The sequence below is a fragment of the Streptomyces sp. NBC_00154 genome, assembly GCF_026342835.1.
Taxonomy (GTDB): domain Bacteria; phylum Actinomycetota; class Actinomycetes; order Streptomycetales; family Streptomycetaceae; genus Streptomyces.
The window spans coordinates 1,252,114-1,271,118 of sequence record NZ_JAPEMI010000001.1 but is presented as its reverse complement, the minus strand read 5'-3'; the positions used below and the strand labels follow the sequence as shown (position 1 = coordinate 1,271,118).

The window sequence follows — 19,005 nt, the reverse complement described above, 5'->3', positions numbered from 1 at the left end:
GCCGGCCTTCCTGGTTGTAGTGATGGACGATCAAGCCGTCAGGACTCAGCGGCTCAGGCCGTGCATGGTCCGCCGGCGGCAACGACGCCTTGCGTCCCCTGCGGCTCACGCGGCATCTGCCCGGGGCGTCAGACGGGTATCGATGTCTTGGATGCCCTCCGCGTCCCGGGCCACCCGTGCGAACAACCGGTCCAGGTCCGGCATCGGCGCATCCACCGGCTCCTCCGAGGTGGCCAGCATCGACTCCAGCTGCAGATTCCTCACCGGGGCCAAGTAGTGCTTGACCGTCGTTTCCCGCGAGGCATGTCCCAACAGCCCCTGGACCATGAACCACGGGTCTCCGTAGAGCAGCCGGAAGTCCCGACGCTCCTCCGGCGTCAGCCCGTACTTCCGGTCCATCACTTCGTTCAGCACCACCAGCATGAACAGAGCGAACGAATGGCGTGCGGAATGGGCGGTCGCATAGGGCGCGTAGACCTTGTGCGGATCCCTCCGCAGGTGCTTAGGCGGGGTCAGTATCCGCTCACAACGTTTGTTCGCCGTGCGGAAGACGTTCTCCCACGAGTGCGGCTGGAACGGCAGACCCCGCTCGTTCAGCCACAACCACAGCGGCTCCGGCCCGTTCGGCCCCTCCTCGAACAGCAGCATGCGCTCCTGCCATGTCAGCTTGTTCAGATCCCGCTCGCCGATGACTCCGTCCTGGTCGCACCAACGGACCTTCGGCTTCAGCCCGCGTGTGACCTCAATGACCAGTTTCATCCCCGGGAGCCGTTCGTAGCGGCCCGCCTTCTGAGCCTTTCGGATCGCCCAGGCTCGCGACGACGCCATGTAGCTCTCGATATCGCCGACAGAACCGGCCGAGGCGTAGTACGTCCGCTCCTTCTTCGAGCGGGTCACCCGGGCCGCGACCTTGCCGTGGCAGTACCGGCCCCCCGGCAGTCGCATTGTGGGGATCTCGAACGTCAGCAGCGAGCCGCCCTCCTGCAGCCGCAAGCCCGACGACGTCAGCAGGCGAACGAACGCGACGTTCCGTTCCTCGAGCCGGCCAACCCAACCGCGCTCCGGTATCCCCTCACAGGTATGGCCCCGCAGACCGACGTCCACCCAGAGCCGCCACGTCCGAGGCGTCAGCCAGTGCACGTTCGACGGCCGGGCGTCCTTGGCTCGCGCCTCCGCGGACTCCACCACCTCGCCCCGCGGAGTCACCACCTGCCGCATCGCCACCGGGTTCGTGGAGATCAGACCCTCGGCCTTCGCCCACTTGAACAGGCCCACGAATGCCGCCAGTTCCCGGTCCCACTTCGAACCGCCGATCTGCTCGGAATTCTCTGGCGCGAACCGCCTCCAATCCTCGTAATCGTCAAGATCGCGGCCAGTCGTCTCCGGCCACGACTTCCCGCGATCCCACAAAAACATCAAGAGCAACACGATGTCCGTCGCGTAATTCCTCTTGGTCTCGGGCTCGTACTTACGGAACTTCGAAGACTGGACGTACAGACTCAGCGCTCGATCAACGCGGTAATCCGGCGACAAGAAGATCGGGTCGCCCGCCCGAACCCCTGCCGAGGTCTCCCGTGCTGGCAGGTCCGCCCACCCCTCCAGCACCCCGGCCCTCACCCCTCCCCGGGACCTCTCTGACGGCACCCAGAACACGCGCCAACCCATCAGCTTGCACCCCTCCTGTACGGCTTCAACACGTTGATTAAATAGGGAAGTGGTCAACTCCGGGGCGGATTGGCCGCAGAAGAAACTCACGGTCGGGCTCTCCCCGGCCTCCGTGCCCAAGGGCGGCAGCGGATTCGACCTGGCCGTGGCGTGCGCCGTGCTGGGTGCGGCCGAGCGGATCGCCCCTGCGGCCATCGCGGATGTCGTGATGATCGGGGAGCTCGGGCTCGACGGCCGGGTGCGGCCCGTGCGCGGAGTGCTGCCCGCCGTACTCGCCGCGGCGGAGGCGGGGTACCGCAAGGTCGTCGTGCCCGAACAGACCGCGGGCGAAGCGGCGCTGGTGCCGGGGGTGTCGGTCCTCGGGGTGCGGAGCCTGCGGCAGCTGATCGCCGTACTCAGCGACGAACCGGTGCCCGATGAGCCGGAGATGCGCGAGGAAGGGCGCCCCGACACCATGCTCGCGGGGCTGATGGTGCCAGGCGCGGGCATCGGCACCGGACTGGCGCTGGGCTCCGCGCAGAGCGACGGACACCGGCCGGACCTGGCGGACGTCGCAGGCCAGGAGACGCCGCGAAAGGCCCTGGAGGTCGCCGCGGCGGGCGGTCACCATCTGCTGCTCTCCGGGCCGCCGGGCGCCGGCAAGACCATGCTGGCCGAGCGGCTGTCCGCGATCCTTCCCCCGCTGACCAGGCAGGAATCCCTCGAAGTGACCGCGGTGCACTCGGTGGCGGGCATCCTGCCGCCCGGCGAACCGCTGGTCTCCCGGGCGCCGTACTGCGCACCGCACCACTCCGCGACCATGCAGTCGCTGGTCGGCGGGGGCAATGGACTGCCGCGGCCCGGTGCGGTCTCGCTGGCCCATCGAGGTGTGCTCTTTCTGGACGAGGCACCGGAGTTCTCCGTGCGGGCCCTGGACGCGCTGCGCCAGCCCCTGGAGTCGGGGCATGTGGTGGTGGCGCGCAGTGCCGGCGTGGTGCGGCTGCCCGCCCGCTTCCTGATGGTGCTGGCCGCCAACCCGTGCCCGTGCGGACGCCACACCCTCACCGGCGCCGCCTGCGAATGCCCGCCCTCGTCGGTGCGTCGCTATCAGGCGAGACTCTCCGGGCCCCTGCTCGACCGGGTGGATCTGCGCGTGGTCGTCGCTCCGGTCACCCGTGAGGACCTGATGGGGCGGGGCGGCCGGGGCGAGTCGACGGCCGATGTCGCCGCCCGGGTGCGGGAGGCCAGGTCACGGGCTGCGGACCGGCTCACGGGCACACCCTGGACCACCAACAGCGAGGTCCCCGGCCACGAGCTGCGGACCAGGCTGCTCGCGGCTCCGGGGGCACTCATGGAGGCGGAACGGGACATGGAGCGCGGACTGCTCACCGCGCGGGGACTCGACCGGGTCCTGCGGGTGGCATGGACCCTCGCCGACCTGCGCGGCGCCGATCGCCCGGAGGCGTTCGACATCGCGGTGGCCCTGGAGTTGCGGACCGGGATTTCGCGCGGGGCCTCGGTGCTGGACCGGGCTTCATGACGCCGGGCGGACTCGACGCCGGACCGGGCATCAGGGCGCCGGAGGGTCTTGAGGAGGGACGGGGCATCAGCGCGCCGGGCGTCCGGGAGAGGAGCCGGAAAGCGGGGTGGGCGCGACCGGCGGTGGGTGACCGGGAGCGGCTGGCGCGGGCCGCCCTGACCCGCGTCCTCGAGCCGGGCGACGAATGCGGGGGCCGCTGGCTGCGCGAAGTCGGCGCCGCCGAACTGATACGGCGGATCACGGACCGGGACGGGACCGCGGAACAACTTCGGGGCATGACGCCGAAGCGGCTGGCCGGCTACCGGCTACGGGCCGAGGCCGTCGACCCCGAGCGGGACCTGGTGTCGGTCGCCGCCGTGGGCGGCCGCTTCGTCTGCCCCGGCGACCGTGAGTGGCCCAGCCAACTCGACGACCTGGGCGACTCCCGGCCGACCGGCCTCTGGGTTCGGGGGCGGCCCGATCTGCGGCTCTGGGCGCTGCGCTCGGTCGCGGTGGTCGGCGCCCGGGCCTGTACCCCGTACGGGGCGCATATGGCGGCGAGCCTCGGGGCGGGGCTGGCCGAGCTGGGCTGGGTGGTGGTGTCGGGCGCCGCGTTCGGGGTGGACGGGGCGGCCCATCGCGGCGCGCTCTCGGCCGGCGGGGCGACCATGGCGGTCCTGGCCTGCGGGGTGGACGTCGCCTATCCCCGAGGGCATGCCGAGCTGATCGGGCGTGTGGCGGAACAGGGGCTGGTCATCGGAGAGCTGCCACCGGCCGATCATCCGACGCGCAGCAGATTCATCCTCCGGAACCGGGTGATTGCCGCGCTGACCCGGGGCACGGTCGTGGTCGAGGCCGAGTACCGCAGCGGCTCACTGGTCACCGCACGCAGTGCGCAACGGCTGGGCCGGTTCACCATGGGGGTGCCGGGTCCTGCCACCAGCGGTCTGTCGGCCGGGGTCCACGAACTCCTGAGGGGCGAGGGAGTCCTGGTCACCGACGCCGCGGAAGTCGCCGAACTGGTGGGGGAGATCGGCGATCTCGCCCCGGCCCGGCGCGGCCCCGTGCTCCCCAGGGACCTGTTGGACGCCGCCTCCGCCCGGGTGCTCGACGCCCTGCCCTCCCACGGCTCCGTCAGCGGAAGGGACATCGCCCGCACCGCCGGAACCAGCGCCGACGAAGCACTCGGCAGATTGTACGAACTGCACTCACTGGGGTTCGTCGAACGCGCTGGCGAAGGCTGGCAGTTGACGCCGCGCCCGACACGCATGGGCGGCCCGCGGCGAGGCGGTCCTTGACCTGGAGCATTCGGGTGAAAAGGTGATGCCGATGACCTCGGCAGATCCTTCAACGACGCCTCCGGGACCGACCCACGCGGTGACGGTCCCGGAGCGTAGTCATGTCCATTCGTCCGGAAGTGCCCGGCACAGATCCTCTATCCTTCGCGCACCGCAACACTTCAGTCACGCTACGCTCACAAGGATTCCGGCCCAGACACAAGTCCCCCAGCAGTCCACAGCAGAACGGCTCAAGGCACCACATGCCCCAGCACACCTCCGGGTCTGACCGTGCGCCAGTACCACCGGCTGCGCGTGGCACTGTGCGCCCCCCTGCCCCTTCCTCGCTCGACGAGTTGTGGCGTTCGTACAAGTCCACGGGCGACGAGCGGCTGCGGGAGCAGCTGATCCTGCACTACTCGCCGTTGGTGAAGTACGTCGCGGGCCGGGTGAGCGTGGGGCTGCCGTCCAACGTCGAGCAGGCGGACTTCGTCTCCTCGGGAGTCTTCGGACTGATCGACGCGATCGAGAAGTTCGACATCGAACGGGCCATCAAGTTCGAGACGTACGCAATCACCCGCATCCGTGGCGCGATGATCGACGAACTCCGGGCGCTGGACTGGATCCCGCGCTCCGTGCGGCAGAAGGCGCGGGCCGTGGAGCGCGCCTACGCCACGCTGGAGGCGCAGTTGCGGCGCACTCCCTCCGAGCCGGAGGTCGCCGCCGAGATGGGTATCACGCTGGAAGAACTGCACGCGGTTTTCAGCCAGTTGTCGCTGGCGAACGTGGTCGCGCTGGAGGAACTCCTGCATGTCGGTGGCGAGGGTGGTGACCGGCTGAGCCTGATGGACACGCTGGAGGACACCGCCGCCGACAATCCCGTGGAGGTCGCCGAGGGCCGTGAGCTCAGACGGCTGCTGGCCCGGGCGATCAACACACTCCCGGACCGCGAGAAGACGGTCGTCACCCTCTACTACTACGAGGGCCTCACGCTCGCCGAGATCGGCAACGTGCTCGGGGTGACCGAGAGCCGGGTCAGCCAGATCCACACCAAATCGGTGCTGCAGCTTCGCGCGAAACTGGCCGACGCCGGACGCTGAGGCACTGCCCCGGCCGGCAATCGGTGCCGCCCGGCCCCCTCTCCCACAGGTGCCGCCGTACAGTGGAGCCGTGCCCAGGATTCGAGCGGCCTCCGTGGCCGAGCACCGGACCATGCAGCGCGGCGCCCTCCTGGACGCCGCCCGATCCCTGCTGTCCGAGGGGGGTACGGAGGCATTGACCTTCCCCGCTCTCGCCGAGCGCACAGGCCTCGCCAGGTCCTCCGTCTACGAGTACTTCCGTTCCCGCGCGGCCGTCGTCGAGGAGCTGTGTGCCGTCGACTTCCCCGTCTGGGCGGCCGAGGTCGAGCACGCCATGGAGCGGGCCGCGACCCCTGAGGGAAAGATCGAGGCGTATGTGCGCCGCCAGCTCGACCTGGTCGGGGACCGGCGGCACCGGGCGGTTGTCGCCATCTCCGCGAGCGAGCTGGACGCGGGCGCACGCGAGAAGATCCGGGCCGCGCACGGCGGGCTGATCGCCATGATCGTCGAGGCGCTCGGCGACCTGGGCCACGAGCAGCCGAGGCTCGCGGCGATGCTGCTGCAGGGCTCGGTGGACGCCGCCGTGCGCCGTATCGAGCTGAGCGTGGCGGAGACGCCGGACGTGATCGCGGACACCGCTGTCGCCATGATCCTGCGGGGCGTTCGGGGCTGACGCCCGGACCGGAGGGCCGTCGCCGTGGCGAGCAGCGCGGCAGGGGCCGCGTATCCGATGGCGCCCGGCGTGTCCGGCCTCGGTTCAGGTACGCCGACGACCGGCAGCAGCCGGGACGGGCCCCGTCGAAGCAGTGACGGCGGCAGCAGAGTCAGCGGGTCCAGATACGCGTCACCGCGCCGCAGTCCCCAGTGCAGGCACCCGGACGCACAGTGGAACGGCCCGGCCTCCAGGACCGCGACCACCTGCCCCGCGACGGCCTCCTCGCCCTTCTCGACCAGCGCGCGCACCGGCTCGTAAGTCGTGCGCAGCGGCGGATCACCCGTCCCCGCCACCTCGATCGCGACGACCCCGCGCCCCGCGACGCGCCCTGCGAACGAGACCCGGCCGGAGGCGGCGGCGCGCACCGGCGCACCGGGCCCGGCGGCGAGATCGACGCCACGGTGTCCCCGTCCATAGGCACTGGCCGGCGGTTCCCACCCCCGTACGACCGCAGGGCGCCCCGCGAGCGGCCACACGCGCTCGGCGCCGGGCCCGGATCCATCGGCAGCGGTGGCGGCGTGCGCACTGCACAGCAGAGTGAATGCGGCCAGGGCCACCGCCGCGAGCAGGGTCCGCGCCCGACGGGGACGGCCCGGCTCACCGCGTCGGGCAGCAGGCGGTTCAGGTGTGTGTCGCATGACCGGAACCGTCCCGCACCCGGCGGATCCATGGGGATCATGGAGCGGATCTGTGGACTACCGGCCGGTTGTGGACATCGCCGTCACCCGGCACTCGATGGGTCCCGTACACTTCTTGTGGCGATCCGGGTCACCGGGTCGACTTCGCACGCCCCGCCACCTCCCTCTCTGCGGACGGTGGCCGCGCTCCTCGGTCCCTTGTGGCACGGCGCGTCGGGGCGTCAGGCGCGACAGCAATCCTGCGGTCGCGACAACCGAGCACCTCAAGGAGTACGGCCATGGCCGTCGTCACGATGCGGGAGCTGCTGGAAAGCGGCGTCCACTTCGGTCACCAGACCCGTCGCTGGAACCCGAAGATGAAGCGCTTCATCTTCACCGAGCGCAACGGCATCTACATCATCGACCTGCTCCAGTCGCTGTCGTACATCGACCGCGCCTACGAGTTCGTCAAGGAGACCGTCGCGCACGGCGGCTCCATCATGTTCGTGGGTACGAAGAAGCAGGCCCAGGAGGCCATCGCCGAGCAGGCGACGCGCGTCGGCATGCCGTACGTCAACCAGCGTTGGCTCGGTGGCATGCTCACCAACTTCTCCACCGTGTACAAGCGCCTTCAGCGTCTGAAGGAGCTCGAGCAGATCGACTTCGAGGACGTGGCCGCCTCCGGCCTCACCAAGAAGGAGCTCCTGGTTCTCTCTCGCGAGAAGGCCAAGCTGGAGAAGACCCTCGGTGGTATCCGCGAGATGCAGAAGGTGCCCAGCGCCGTCTGGATCGTCGACACCAAGAAGGAGCACATCGCCGTCGGTGAGGCGCGCAAGCTCCACATCCCGGTCGTCGCGATCCTCGACACCAACTGCGACCCCGACGAGGTCGACTACAAGATCCCGGGCAACGACGACGCGATCCGCTCCGTCACCCTGCTCACCCGCGTGATCGCCGACGCCGTCGCCGAGGGTCTCATCGCCCGTTCCGGTGCCGCGACCGGCGACTCGAAGCCGGGCGAGAAGGCTGCCGGTGAGCCGCTCGCCGAGTGGGAGCGCGACCTGCTCGAGGGCGAGAAGAAGGACGACGCCGAGGTGCAGACGTCCGCCGAGACCGAGAAGGTCGCGGACGCCGCCGAGACGCCGGCCGAGGCCGAGGCCGCTGCTGAGGCTCCGGCCGCTGCCGAGGCTCCGGCCGCGGACGCCGAGCAGGCCTGACCACTGCGTCACGGCTGAATGACGGCGGGGGCCGGTGCCACAAGCACCGCCCCCGCCGTTCACCCGTAGATCTTTCAGACTTCGAGAGAGAAACACAGACTCATGGCGAACTACACCGCCGCTGACGTCAAGAAGCTCCGTGAGCTCACCGGCGCCGGCATGATGGACTGCAAGAAGGCGCTCGACGAGGCCGACGGCAGCGTCGACAAGGCCGTCGAGGCCCTTCGTATCAAGGGCCAGAAGGGCGTCGCCAAGCGCGAGGGCCGTTCTGCCGAGAACGGCGCCGTTGTCTCCCTCATCTCCGAGGACAAGACCTCCGGCGTCCTGCTCGAGCTCAAGTGCGAGACGGACTTCGTCGCCAAGGGCGAGAAGTTCCTCGCCGTCGCCGACGCGCTCGCCGCCCACGTCGCCGCGACCTCGCCGGCCGACCTGGCTGCGCTGCTCGCCTCCGAGATCGAGGCCGGCAAGACCGTCCAGGCGTACGTCGACGAGGCCAACGCCAACCTCGGTGAGAAGATCGTCCTGGACCGCTTCGCGCAGTTCACCGGCGGTTACGTGGCTGCGTACATGCACCGCACCATGCCCGACCTCCCGCCGCAGGTCGGCGTGCTCGTCGAGCTGGACAAGGAGAACGCCGAGGTCGCCAAGGACGTTGCGCAGCACATCGCCGCCTTCGCCCCGAAGTACCTCAACCGCGACGAGGTCCCTGCCGAGACGGTCGAGAACGAGCGTCGGGTCGCCGAGGCCACCTCTCGCGAGGAGGGCAAGCCCGAGGCCGCCCTTCCGAAGATCGTCGAGGGTCGCGTCAACGGCTTCTTCAAGGACGTCGTCGTCCTGGAGCAGGCTTTCGCCAAGGACAACAAGAAGTCTGTCCAGAAGGTCCTGGACGAGGCCGGTGTCACCCTGAAGCGCTTCTCGCGCATCAAGGTCGGCATCTGAGTCCGTCCGCGAAAAACGGTGGACCCCGATAGGGTCTAGTGCAGTCGTACGGCCGCACACCTGCCGTACGACCGCAGATCTGACGAGGAGGCCATTGCCGCTGAGGGACACCAGACCCACCGGCAATGGCCTTCTTCGTATGTGCACGAGGAGAAACTCCATGAACAAGGGCGCGGACGCCGCAAAAGGTGACCACAAGCGCGAGGACGGCAAGGTGCCCGGGCGCTTCATGCTGAAGCTGTCCGGCGAGGCGTTCGCCGGCGGCGGGGGGCTCGGTGTCGACCCCGATGTCGTACACGCCATCGCCCGGGAAATCGCGGCGGTCGTCCGGGGCGGTGCCGAAATCGCGGTCGTCATCGGCGGCGGCAACTTCTTCCGCGGTGCCGAGCTCCAGCAGCGCGGCATGGACCGGGCGCGCTCCGACTACATGGGCATGCTCGGCACGGTCATGAACTGCCTCGCTCTCCAGGACTTCCTGGAGAAGGAGGGCATCGACTCCCGGGTCCAGACCGCCATCACCATGGGCCAGGTCGCGGAGCCGTACATCCCGCTGCGCGCCGTGCGCCACCTGGAGAAGGGCCGCGTCGTCATCTTCGGTGCCGGTATGGGCATGCCGTACTTCTCCACCGACACCACTGCCGCCCAGCGCGCCCTGGAGATCGACGCCGAGGGTCTGCTGATGGGCAAGAACGGTGTGGACGGTGTCTACGACTCCGACCCCAAGACCAACCCCGACGCGGTGAAGTTCGACGCTCTGGAGTACAGCGAGGTGCTCGCCCGCGATCTCAAGATTGCCGACGCCACCGCCATCACGCTCTGCCGTGACAACCGGCTGCCGATCCTTGTCTTCGAGCTCACCGCGGCCGGCAATATCGCCCGTGCCGTCAAGGGTGAGAAGATCGGCACGCTCGTGAGCGACCAGGGCACCCGGGCCTGAGAACCGGGGGGACGGTTCCGGGGGATCCCGGTGCAGTCCCGGGGCTCTCCGGGAACACTCCTGGAGGGGTCCCGAAGGATGGACAACGGCCTGCCGGTCGGACACCGTGCAGGTGAGGACGCGACGCAGGACCCGCCGGGCCGGAGCAAGCCGGGCCCACTCTAGACACGCAGGAGCACGTGGTGATCGAAGAAACCCTCCTCGAGGCCGAGGAGAAGATGGAGAAGGCCGTCGTGGTCGCGAAAGAGGACTTCGCCGCGATCCGGACCGGCCGTGCGCACCCGGCGATGTTCAACAAGATCGTCGCCGACTACTACGGCGCGCTGACCCCGATCAACCAGCTGGCCTCTTTCTCGGTTCCCGAGCCGCGGATGGCCGTCGTGACGCCGTTCGACAAGACCGCTCTGCGCAACATCGAGCAGGCGATCCGCGACTCCGACCTCGGCGTCAACCCGAGCAACGACGGCAATATCATCCGGGTGAACTTCCCGGACCTCACCGAGGAGCGTCGCCGCGATTACATCAAGGTCGCGAAGACGAAGGCCGAGGACTCCAAGATCTCGATCCGGGCCGTCCGCCGCAAGGCCAAGGAGACCCTGGACAAGCTGGTCAAGGACAAGGAGTCCGGCGAGGACGAGGTGCGCCGCGCCGAGAAGGAGCTCGACGACACCACCGCGAAGTACGTCGCGCAGGTCGACGAGCTGCTCAAGCACAAGGAAGCCGAGCTGCTCGAAGTCTGATGAACGACTCTTCCTGGGGCGCCCCGCAGGCCGGCTACTGGGGTGCGCCCGAGATGCAGGCTGCTCCGGCGGCTCCTGCATACGATGTGCATGACGCCCAGCACACTCGGCCCATGCCCATCGTGCCTGACGTTCCCGACGCAGGTAGAGACGCTGACGACCGTGACGACCGTGACGAGCGGGACGGGGGAGCCGCCCGCCGGGGCGGTGGTCCCCTGTTCCGTGACGAGAAGCCGCAGGAGCCCATGTCCACCCCGCCGCCCCCGCAGAAGAAACGTGCGGGCCGTGATCTGCGAGCCGCCATAGGGGTCGGCGTGGGGCTCGGTGCCGTCATCGTCGCCTCGCTCTTCATCGTCAAGGCCGTCTTCATCGGCGTGATAGCGATCGCCGTCGTCGTCGGCCTCTGGGAGCTCACTTCCCGGCTCGAGGAGCGCAAGGGCATCAAGGCGCCGCTCGTGCCGCTCGCGGTCGGCGGCGCGGCGATGATCGTGGCCGGCTATGTCCGGGGCGCCGAGGGCGCGTGGGTCGCGATGGCGCTGACCGCCCTGGCGGTGCTCGTCTGGCGGATGACCGAACCGCCGGAGGGGTACCTCAAGGACGTCACGGCAGGGGTCTTCGCCGCGTTCTACGTACCGTTCCTGGCCACCTTCGTCGCGATGCTGCTGAGCGCGGACGACGGGCCGCAGCGGGTCCTCACCTTCCTGCTGCTGACCGTGGTCAGTGACACGGGGGCGTATGCCGTCGGCTGGCGCTTCGGCAAGCACAAGCTCGCGCCGCGGATCAGCCCGGGCAAGACCCGCGAGGGCCTGTTCGGGGCGGTCGCCTTCGCGATGGTCGCCGGTGCGCTGTGCATGCAGTTCCTGATCGACGGTGGCACCTGGTGGCAGGGTCTGCTGCTCGGTCTCGCCGTCGCCGCCAGCGCCACTCTCGGCGACTTGGGCGAGTCCATGATCAAGCGGGATCTCGGGATCAAGGACATGGGCACGCTGCTGCCGGGACACGGCGGGATCATGGACCGGCTGGACTCGCTGCTGCCGACGGCTCCGGTGGTCTGGCTGCTGCTGGTGCTTTTCGTCGGCTCCGGCTGAACAGTCGCGTCGCAACCCGTCCTGACCTGCGTTTTTCCGAGTGAGGGCCCGTCGCCCTGTGGGCGACGGGCCCTCACTCTTCCGTCTGCGAAACCGCAAGAACCATGCCTGAGCGCGGGGACTCAGAAGTAGCCGACCGGCGATCGAACTCCTGAAGCCGGTGTCGGCCCGCCTGTCCCGCCTCGGACGTTGCTGCGGGGTCTACCTACGGCTGCGGGCCGAGAGGGCCGGCAGTCTCATCGACAATCGACAGAGGCCGCGCCGTACTCGTGTGGGCGGCCGCCCTGCCACTGCACCCATCGTGGGTCGTCCAGAATGTCACCGGCGTCAGGCAGGCCTGCGCGGCGCAGGAACTCGATCACGTCGTTGTCGCTGCGGGCGAGGCCCGCGACCTGGGCGTGGATCGTCACCCGACGGCCACCGGTTCCGGCTGTGCGGTGGATGACGATGGGTGCTTCGCTCATGTCCTCAGGTTCCGATGGTCCGCGGTTCACAGCACTCCCAGCTCTCTGTCCGGCCGGCAGTATGCACAGGCCGTGATGCCGTCTTCCGTGAGCGCACGCAGGGCCTGCTCCCGGGTCATCGGCTTGGTTCTTTTGCCGCCCATGCCGCAGTCGCCCGTGTGGACGGCGTCTGCATGGGACGTGCCGCCGGCGCGCTGCAGGGAGAGTTTCCAGTCGGGTGCAGGCGGCGGCAGGGTGCGTGCTGCCCGGGCGGCTGCGGCCTCGCGTTCTTCCAGCTCGGCGATGGTCCGATCGGTTCGGCCGAGCTGGTACGCCTGCCACTCGCGCACGATGCGCAGGCGATCCAGACGAGAGAGGTTTTCGGACACATATTCGATTCTAGGTCTCGGTGGGCCGCTGTGCGTACCACTCGCCCTTGGTGCGATCGGTCACTGTCGTGCGCGCGGCCCGGGCCGTCTGTGGGCCGTCGCGGAGCCGCCAACGGCCGCCGACAACGACCGATGCCGACCGGTCGCGGTTGGGCTTTGGTCCGCCTGAGCCGGCGACGGCCGCTGGTACCACGGCGTGTCTGCAACACTGGAGGAACCATGCCTAAGCCCGGAGAACTGGCAGCGAACGGACAAGAGCAGGCCCCCTACCTGCGCGTTTGGTGCACCTGAGGGGTCTGCTTCTGGTGGCTGGGCCGTCTCTGGGCCGTCGGCGGCAACGCCGACGGCTACAGCCCGCACGACAACTCGCTTATCGAAATCAAAACCCTCGGGCTCGGCTCCCTGCGCTACGAGCGACCCGAATTCCTGGAGCGCTACACCGTCGACACCGACGAGTTCGGCAAGCTCCCCGACCTCACCCGCATGTGGCGTGACTTCCGCCGGCCGCTGCCGTCCGCCGTGCGCCAGACCCAGCTCTACATGTACCTCGGCGTGCACTTCGAGGATCTCGAAGTCGACCGCACGGTGTTCTTCTACGACTTCAAATCCACCCAGGAGACCAAGAGCTTCGTCGCCACCTACGACGAGTCGTTCTCCGAGCCCCTCATCGACGCCGCTGCCGCCATCTGCGACTGCGTCGCCGCCGACATCGCACCCCACTGCAACATCAACGGCCGGGTCGGCTGTTCGTCCTGCCTGGAATTCAAGGAGGGCACGAAGTGAACGCCAGCTCCGACACCGAACTCTGCGGCACCGCCGAGTTCTCCTGCTTCTGCGTGCTGCCGCTCAAGTACTGCAACGGGACCCACGAGTGCGACTGCGGAGGGTCCTGGTCCGGGAGCGCGAGGGGCGACTTCACCGTGCACGAGTTCCCGAGCACGTACATCGGCAGCAGCCGCGTGACCGCGCCCACCGCTGAACACGGGGAGCCGAAGTGACCACTGCCGCCGACCGACTGTGGGACGAACTCGAAGGCATGGGCTTCGAAAGGGAGGAGCGGCCCGACGGCTACCTGCCGGCGCTGCCCCACGACATCACCGCGCTGACCGAACAGGAGCTGATGGTCCTGTACGGGAAGTTCGTCAGCTGGGTCGCCTACGCGGCCATGCGGCTGGTCGACGCCCGAGCCGTCGAGAAGGCCGCCAAGCAGAATCTGAGCCACTCCATCGCCACCGCCTCCCTCAACGCCAGCATGGAGAAGACGGTCGCCGGCCGGAAGGCGGCAGCCGCAGCGGACTCCCAGGTCCAGGCCGACGAGGAGAAGCACGTCGCCGCGCTGAGCCTGTGCGAGGCCCTCGACATGGTCCACAGCAACGCCGAGGCCCGCGCCAGCTTCTGCTCGCGCGACCTCTCACGCCCGCAGAACTCCCGCGACACCGAGCCCCGCGCCCACCGCTGGGGAGTCTGATGCCCCGCAGCTACCTCGGCATCGACCAGTCCTACAGCGGCTGCGCCATCGTCACCTACGCCCCGGCCGCCGGCCACAGCGGCGTCGAGCGGTTCAACTTCTCCCCCGACGCGGCCGGCACCGGCGCCCGGCGCCTGGCCCACGTCCACTGGGTGCTGCGCGAGTACTTCCAGGCGCAGCGGCTGGCCGGCACCGTCGGGGCCATCTGCTTCGAGGGGTACGCCTACGGCTCGAAGTTCAAGCGTGAGGAGCTGGGTGAGCTGGGCGGTGTGGTGCGCCTGGCGCTGGTGCAGACGTGGCACCCGGGCCTGCTGCACGCGGTCGCGCCGACGTCCGTCAAGAAGTTCGTCACCGGCTCCGGCCGGGCCGACAAGGACAAGATGATGCTCGCGGTGTACATGCGCTGGCAGTTCGAGGCGCCGAACCACGACGTCGCCGACGCCTACACCCTCGCCCGGATCGCGGCCCACCTGGACCCCGAGCTGCGCCAGGAGCCGCCCGAGCTGAAGTTCCAGCAGGAGGTGCTCGACACGGTGCGCGGGACGAAGAAGCCTCCTCGCCCCGCTCGTGCCGCTAGCGGACGGTGATCGTCCCGTCCTGGGCCATGCTCGCGTTCCAGGAAGTCACCGACTCGTCGAGCCGAGCTCCGGCCTTCTTCTTACGTTCCGCGTCCGTCGGGAGCGTCGCTGAACCCGGGTCCGTTAGATCCGAACAAGGGACGACGGACGGGGGCGTCGCCTCATGGATCATGGCGCCCAGCCTGACGCATGTCATCGTAGGCGTCGGGTCCAGGAGTTCGGCACGCCACGTCGCACACATTTCACCTTGCGCTTCTGGGAGCGTAGAGAACTCCATGATCCACAACAGCCGTGCTCGCCTCATACCCGGACCCTGGTGATCAACCGGCCGAACCGGGACTCAGCCGACTCTCCCCCTCTCCCCGGGGCCCTGGTGCCCAAGCTCTCGGGTTTCGGTCTCCCGCACCAAGCACACGAGTTGGGAACGCGCGGGCACCATCGTATTGGCTTTGTGTGTGCGCTATTTCTGCTTGGACGACCCCACGAAGCACTCATCGGGGAGCGTTGTCGAGCCGGAATACTTCTCGCAGTCGATACTCTTCTTAGCGTTCGGGTTGACTGGCCCCTCCTTGATGAAGGTTATGTACTTCTGGTTAACGCGGTCAGCCGCATCCTTGGGATACCAGCCGTTCGTGAGTTGTGAAGCTGCGTCCACCAGGCAATCGAATGGATGGGCAGGGAGCGCCACCAGTGACCCGGCGTTCAGGCAGGTGGAATTAACGAAGTCCAACGCCATCTGTAGGTCTGCTTGGTCCTCGTTGTACTTCGGTGCAGTGCCCGTGGCGGCAGGCGATCGAGTTCCGTCGAAACTCGTATCCTGGTGGCCACCGGCACCGACGATCCCTACGTAGTCATTGCCTTCAGGCGGTGCAACTACGTCGGGAGGGTTTGAAGTCTTGGAGCCGAGGACGTCGCCGGTCTGGTCAGGCCGGCCAGCGTCACCGGGCCTGCTGGGGACGCGGTGGCCGCCATCTCCGCCACCCGGGACGCGGTGGCCGCCGTCTCCACCGCCGGGCCAGTCACCGGGCACCTTGGGGACGCGGTGGCCGCCGTCTCCACCGCCGGGCCAGTCACCGGGCACCTTGGGGACGCGGTGGCCGCCGTCTCCACCGCCGGGCCAGTCACCGGGCACCTTGGGGACGCGGTGGCCGCCGTCTCCACCGCCGGGCCAGTCACCGGGCACCTTGGGGACGCGGTGGCCGCCGTCTCCACCGCCGGGCCAGTCACCACCGCCACCGCCACCGGGCCAGTCACCACCACCGTCATGGCCACCGCCACCGCCACCGGGCCAGTCACCACCGCCGCCACCGGGCCAGTCACCACCACCGTCATGGCCACCGCCACCGGGCCAGTCACCGCCACCGCCGCCCCCACCCCAGTCGCCGTCCTCCGCGGGTGCCGCGGCCGTTACCTCCGTGGGCGACTGGGGGGCTGCAACGGCAGTGGTGACTCCTGTGGTGGCGAGGAGCCCAGTGGTGAGACAGGATGCGCAGATAAGCACGGGAATTTTCCGCCGGACGCTGGTGGTCATGATGATGTCCTTGTGCGCGTAGAGGATGCGTTTGAGTGCGGTGACCTTTACCCCCGGGGGTCAGTTCATTGAAGCGGTGACAACTCATGGCGTCCGAACCGGAATTGGACGCCGCCGCCACGTCGCACATATCATCCTTCTCCTCCTGGCTGTATCCGCAAATGCCGGAGTGGGGAAGGGCGAAATGAACTTCTCGGTGCTGCCGCTGCGGGAGCTCTACCCTGACTCTCGAACGAGGGTGCTCACGCCGGGACCGCACCTACCAGCCACGTCGTGTGCAGACCTGCCTGACCGTATACACCCATGTCCGCGTGCGGGAGTTGTAGACCCGCTCCTTGGTGGTGGTGCAGACCTTGCCGCCGCCCCCACTGGGCCGACCACACTTGCGTGGGTGTTGGTCGCACCACCAGTTGCTTGGTACTGATGCGGTGGTCTTTGATGCGGTGGTCTGTGCTGGCACCTTTGGTGCCGCCTGGGCTACGGGTGCAGCTATTGAAAAGGCAAGCGCCGAGGCCAAAAGAGACGCACACGCCAACCTGGGGATTCGCCTACGCGGATTTCTGGTCATGATGGTCCTTGTCTTGTGGCGACCCCCGAGTTCTGCTGATCCCCCGTAACTCCACGCTCCGCCCATTGCTAACCTCTCGCAAGTTCCTTCCCATCCGCCGCCGAGTTGCGCGGCTGCGCTGGCTAAGCCTGGCTGCGGAGGTGAGACCGGAGAGCGCTTGTAGGCGGTTTCGGAGAGCGGTCTGGGTCTTTGACCCTCTGGAATGTTGCTGAGAACTGGCAGCAGGCAGTTGCGTCGGAACCTGAGTGACGTCAAGCAAATGTTGACCGTAGGCTCTGGGTGAAAGGCAGGGTGCAGTGGACATCACGGTGCAGTGGATCAAGACGTCCTGGACGAAGCAGTCTCGGGGCGGGGAGGCCGCTGCCCGCAGGAACGCGGCGCCGGTCGGCTTCTCGTTGCCTCAGGTGCCCCCTGGGTTTGCCCACTTCGTCCAGATGTCCGAGCGTGACGGCTTCGAGCTGCGTTCGAGCCAGAAGGACCTTCGCGAGGTCGGTGTCAGCCTGCGGGACGAAGGCGATCGGCTCCGAGTGCTAGCTCGTGTGGAGCCGCTCTTCGGCTTGCCTCCTCGGCCGCGCAGGCCGCCGGCAGTTCGACTGCTTCCCGGGCAGTGGGTCCGCTGGCAGTTGAACTACCGGTTCACCAGCGCGCTGGGAATCCGCGGGTGGTCGTACTGGCTCGACACGTTCAACATCGCTTATGGCCCCGTCGACCGGGATGTCTTCCTGTCGGAGCCGACTGTGATCGTCGATGAGTGCGGGCCAGTTCGATAGAGCAGGCGGACTGGGCTCAGACGGCTGCTCGTTCCGCTTGGGCGCGGGTGGTGGCGAGGCGGTAGGAGTCGGTGTCGGTTGTCGCTCACACCGGATACCGCGTCAGAGGCCGTGGGCCTGGCCGCTGTCCCGCTACCTCGCCTGTGTTCTATGCGGCTTGGGCCGTACCTGGGCCGTTATCACTCTTGCTGGTGCTCTCGTAGAGCCTGTTCACGGCCTTCCGCGTACGGCCTTCACTGCTCGGCATGAGGTGCGTGTACACCCTCAGAGTGAAGCCAGGGTCCGTGTGACCGAGGTAGTTGCTCAGAGCCTTGATGTTCTCTCCCGCGTCCAGGAGCACGGACGCGTAGAAGTGCCGTAGTGCGTGCATTCCGTGCTCGCGAGCCGAGGGCAGAGGCTGCCCCTTCCCCTCCGGTTTCGTGATGAGCCCTGCTGTAGCAAGGGCGGGTTTCCATGGACTGATGTTGAAGTTGCTTCGGTAGACGTGGTTGCCGCGCGGGCCCGTGAAGACAAGAGATCGGGTGAGGGGCGGTCCGTCAGGCTTCAGCCAGGGGAGAGTCACGCTGACCGGTGGGTATCGCTTGATGTGCTGCGCCAGCACCTGCCCTACCTGGTCAGGTAGCGGCACATCGCGGGTCTTCTCTCCCTTTGGCAGGGCGAAGAACGACCGGCCCTTCACCACCTTGATTTGCAAACCAACGTGCAGCCAGCCCGTAAGGAAGCCCACCGCGTCAACTGGGAGCCCGAAGATCTCGCCCTGCCGCAGACCGCATCCCGCACCGACATCCACCATGGCTTGGTACCGCTGGGGAAGTGCCTCCCGTACGGCGAACGTTTGCTCCCTGGTCCAAGGTGTGACGCGCTCTCCGCTCGGCTTCGGTGCGTTGACGGAGCTGGATCGGCAGGGGTTCCGAGGAATGAAGGTGTCGTCAACGGCTGCGGTCAGCACAGCCGAGACCGTCGCGAAGATGCTCCGCCGGTAGGACGATGCCAATCCCGCGTCTTCCAACTGGCGCGTCCACGTACGGATGTGGCTCGGTCGGAAGGACGCGAGCGGACGGGATCCGAGGTACGGGAAGGCGTGCAGCCGAAGCTGTGTCTCCGTCGTCGCCCGCGAGGCCACGTTCGTGGTCTGAGCGGCGATCCAGCGTTCCGCGTATTGCCGGAAGGTGGTCCGGCTGGCGGCTGGATCGATGTAGTGGCCCCGAGCCATGTCGGCTTCGATCTGCGCGAGCCACTGATCAGCGAGGCGCTTTTGCCGGTCGGGGAAGGACTTGGACTTCTCGGTGCCGTCGGGGCCGACGTAGCGGGCGCGGTAGCGCGTGCCGGTTCCGTGGCGGTCTGTCTTGACCCGGATGGTCTTGCCGTCGCTGGTGGTTTCGGTCCTGTACCAGCGGTCTTGGATGTGGCCTGCCATGAGTGGCTGCTCCTGGGTGGGCATGGGACAGGGGCACGGCCCGTGTGGGTCGTGCCCCTGCTGGTGTGA

At 68.3% G+C, this 19,005-nt stretch carries 19 protein-coding genes and 1 pseudogene; 14 read left to right on the top strand and 6 right to left on the bottom strand.

The features are described from left to right. Positions 1-105: 105 nt before the first annotated feature. The gene (locus OHA03_RS05565) at positions 106-1,605 is read right to left on the bottom strand and encodes an integrase (protein WP_267001339.1); all 1,500 of its coding nucleotides are present in this window, start codon (positions 1,603-1,605) and stop codon (positions 106-108) included. Positions 1,606-1,714: 109 nt separating this feature from the next. Here OHA03_RS05565 and OHA03_RS05560 point away from each other — a divergent pair, with 109 nt between their 5' ends. The 4 genes from OHA03_RS05560 (at position 1,715) to OHA03_RS05545 (ending at position 6,192) form a co-directional block, all read left to right on the top strand. Further along, the gene (locus OHA03_RS05560) at positions 1,715-3,184 is read left to right on the top strand and encodes a YifB family Mg chelatase-like AAA ATPase (protein WP_267001337.1); all 1,470 of its coding nucleotides are present in this window, start codon (positions 1,715-1,717) and stop codon (positions 3,182-3,184) included. After that, positions 3,181-4,461 carry a DNA-processing protein DprA gene (gene dprA, locus OHA03_RS05555; RefSeq protein ID WP_267001335.1) on the top strand — a complete coding sequence of 427 codons (1,281 nt, stop codon included), beginning with the start codon at positions 3,181-3,183 and terminating at the stop codon, positions 4,459-4,461. The genes OHA03_RS05560 and dprA overlap by 4 nt, the downstream gene beginning before the upstream one ends. A 242-nt stretch (positions 4,462-4,703) precedes the next feature. Next, complete coding sequence (whiG, locus tag OHA03_RS05550) at positions 4,704-5,540, top strand: RNA polymerase sigma factor WhiG (protein WP_030978833.1); 837 nt, start codon at positions 4,704-4,706, stop codon at positions 5,538-5,540. 94 nt (positions 5,541-5,634) lie between these two features. Continuing rightward, the gene (locus OHA03_RS05545) at positions 5,635-6,192 is read left to right on the top strand and encodes a TetR/AcrR family transcriptional regulator (protein WP_267007935.1); all 558 of its coding nucleotides are present in this window, start codon (positions 5,635-5,637) and stop codon (positions 6,190-6,192) included. 80 nt (positions 6,193-6,272) lie between these two features. On the opposite strand, the pseudogene OHA03_RS05540 reads toward OHA03_RS05545, so the two are convergent. Further along, positions 6,273-6,713 (bottom strand): annotated as a pseudogene (locus OHA03_RS05540) (peptidoglycan DD-metalloendopeptidase family protein); the annotation flags it as partial. Between the two features lie 437 nt (positions 6,714-7,150). On the opposite strand from OHA03_RS05540, the gene rpsB reads away from it, so the two are divergent. The 5 genes from rpsB to OHA03_RS05515 all read left to right on the top strand — a co-directional run bounded on the left by rpsB (position 7,151) and on the right by OHA03_RS05515 (position 11,772). Further along, positions 7,151-8,068 (top strand): 30S ribosomal protein S2, encoded by a 918-nt coding sequence (gene rpsB, locus OHA03_RS05535; protein ID WP_267001332.1) that lies wholly within the window; start codon positions 7,151-7,153, stop codon positions 8,066-8,068. A gap of 102 nt (positions 8,069-8,170) precedes the next feature. Beyond that, entirely contained in the window at positions 8,171-9,007 is an 837-nt protein-coding gene (gene tsf / locus OHA03_RS05530; RefSeq protein ID WP_030928372.1) for a translation elongation factor Ts, read from the top strand. A gap of 160 nt (positions 9,008-9,167) precedes the next feature. Further along, on the top strand, positions 9,168-9,944 hold the full coding sequence (pyrH, locus tag OHA03_RS05525; protein ID WP_267001329.1) for a UMP kinase: 777 nt from the start codon (positions 9,168-9,170) through the stop codon (positions 9,942-9,944). Positions 9,945-10,126: 182 nt separating this feature from the next. Continuing rightward, positions 10,127-10,684, top strand: coding sequence for a ribosome recycling factor (frr, locus tag OHA03_RS05520; RefSeq protein WP_024488459.1), 558 nt, complete (start codon positions 10,127-10,129; stop codon positions 10,682-10,684). Beyond that, positions 10,684-11,772, top strand: coding sequence for a phosphatidate cytidylyltransferase (locus OHA03_RS05515; RefSeq protein WP_267001327.1), 1,089 nt, complete (start codon positions 10,684-10,686; stop codon positions 11,770-11,772). The genes frr and OHA03_RS05515 overlap by 1 nt, the downstream gene beginning before the upstream one ends. A 236-nt stretch (positions 11,773-12,008) precedes the next feature. Here the strand turns inward: OHA03_RS05515 and OHA03_RS05510 are convergent, their stop codons facing one another. Next, the gene (locus OHA03_RS05510; RefSeq protein WP_267001325.1) at positions 12,009-12,236 is read right to left on the bottom strand and encodes a hypothetical protein; all 228 of its coding nucleotides are present in this window, start codon (positions 12,234-12,236) and stop codon (positions 12,009-12,011) included. A 26-nt stretch (positions 12,237-12,262) separates the two neighbouring features. Continuing rightward, positions 12,263-12,604, bottom strand: a complete 342-nt coding sequence (locus tag OHA03_RS05505) for a DUF6233 domain-containing protein (protein WP_267001323.1) — start codon at positions 12,602-12,604, stop codon at positions 12,263-12,265. Between the two features lie 483 nt (positions 12,605-13,087). Between OHA03_RS05505 and OHA03_RS05500 the strand changes: the two genes are divergently transcribed. From OHA03_RS05500 to OHA03_RS05485, 4 genes are read left to right on the top strand one after another with little or no spacing between them, the layout of a single operon-like run. Beyond that, the gene (locus tag OHA03_RS05500; protein WP_267001321.1) at positions 13,088-13,387 is read left to right on the top strand and encodes a hypothetical protein; all 300 of its coding nucleotides are present in this window, start codon (positions 13,088-13,090) and stop codon (positions 13,385-13,387) included. Further along, on the top strand, positions 13,384-13,602 hold the full coding sequence (locus OHA03_RS05495; RefSeq protein WP_267001319.1) for a hypothetical protein: 219 nt from the start codon (positions 13,384-13,386) through the stop codon (positions 13,600-13,602). The genes OHA03_RS05500 and OHA03_RS05495 overlap by 4 nt, the downstream gene beginning before the upstream one ends. Continuing rightward, positions 13,599-14,072 carry a hypothetical protein gene (locus OHA03_RS05490; protein WP_267001317.1) on the top strand — a complete coding sequence of 158 codons (474 nt, stop codon included), beginning with the start codon at positions 13,599-13,601 and terminating at the stop codon, positions 14,070-14,072. Before OHA03_RS05495 ends, OHA03_RS05490 begins: the two co-directional genes overlap by 4 nt. Then, complete coding sequence (locus tag OHA03_RS05485) at positions 14,072-14,659, top strand: crossover junction endodeoxyribonuclease RuvC (protein WP_267001315.1); 588 nt, start codon at positions 14,072-14,074, stop codon at positions 14,657-14,659. Before OHA03_RS05490 ends, OHA03_RS05485 begins: the two co-directional genes overlap by 1 nt. Before the next feature lie 451 nt (positions 14,660-15,110). Here OHA03_RS05485 and OHA03_RS05480 read toward each other — a convergent pair whose 3' ends face one another. Next, positions 15,111-16,181: a hypothetical protein gene (locus OHA03_RS05480; protein ID WP_267001313.1), complete on the bottom strand. Its 1,071-nt coding sequence runs from the start codon at positions 16,179-16,181 to the stop codon at positions 15,111-15,113. Positions 16,182-17,045: 864 nt separating this feature from the next. On the opposite strand from OHA03_RS05480, the gene OHA03_RS05475 reads away from it, so the two are divergent. Beyond that, positions 17,046-17,519 carry a hypothetical protein gene (locus tag OHA03_RS05475; RefSeq protein ID WP_267001311.1) on the top strand — a complete coding sequence of 158 codons (474 nt, stop codon included), beginning with the start codon at positions 17,046-17,048 and terminating at the stop codon, positions 17,517-17,519. Positions 17,520-17,667: 148 nt separating this feature from the next. On the opposite strand, the gene OHA03_RS05470 is transcribed toward OHA03_RS05475, so the two are convergent. Beyond that, a complete protein-coding gene (locus OHA03_RS05470) occupies positions 17,668-18,936 on the bottom strand; it encodes a site-specific integrase (protein ID WP_267001309.1) in 1,269 nt (422 codons plus the stop codon). Between the last annotated feature and the right edge of the window lie 69 nt (positions 18,937-19,005).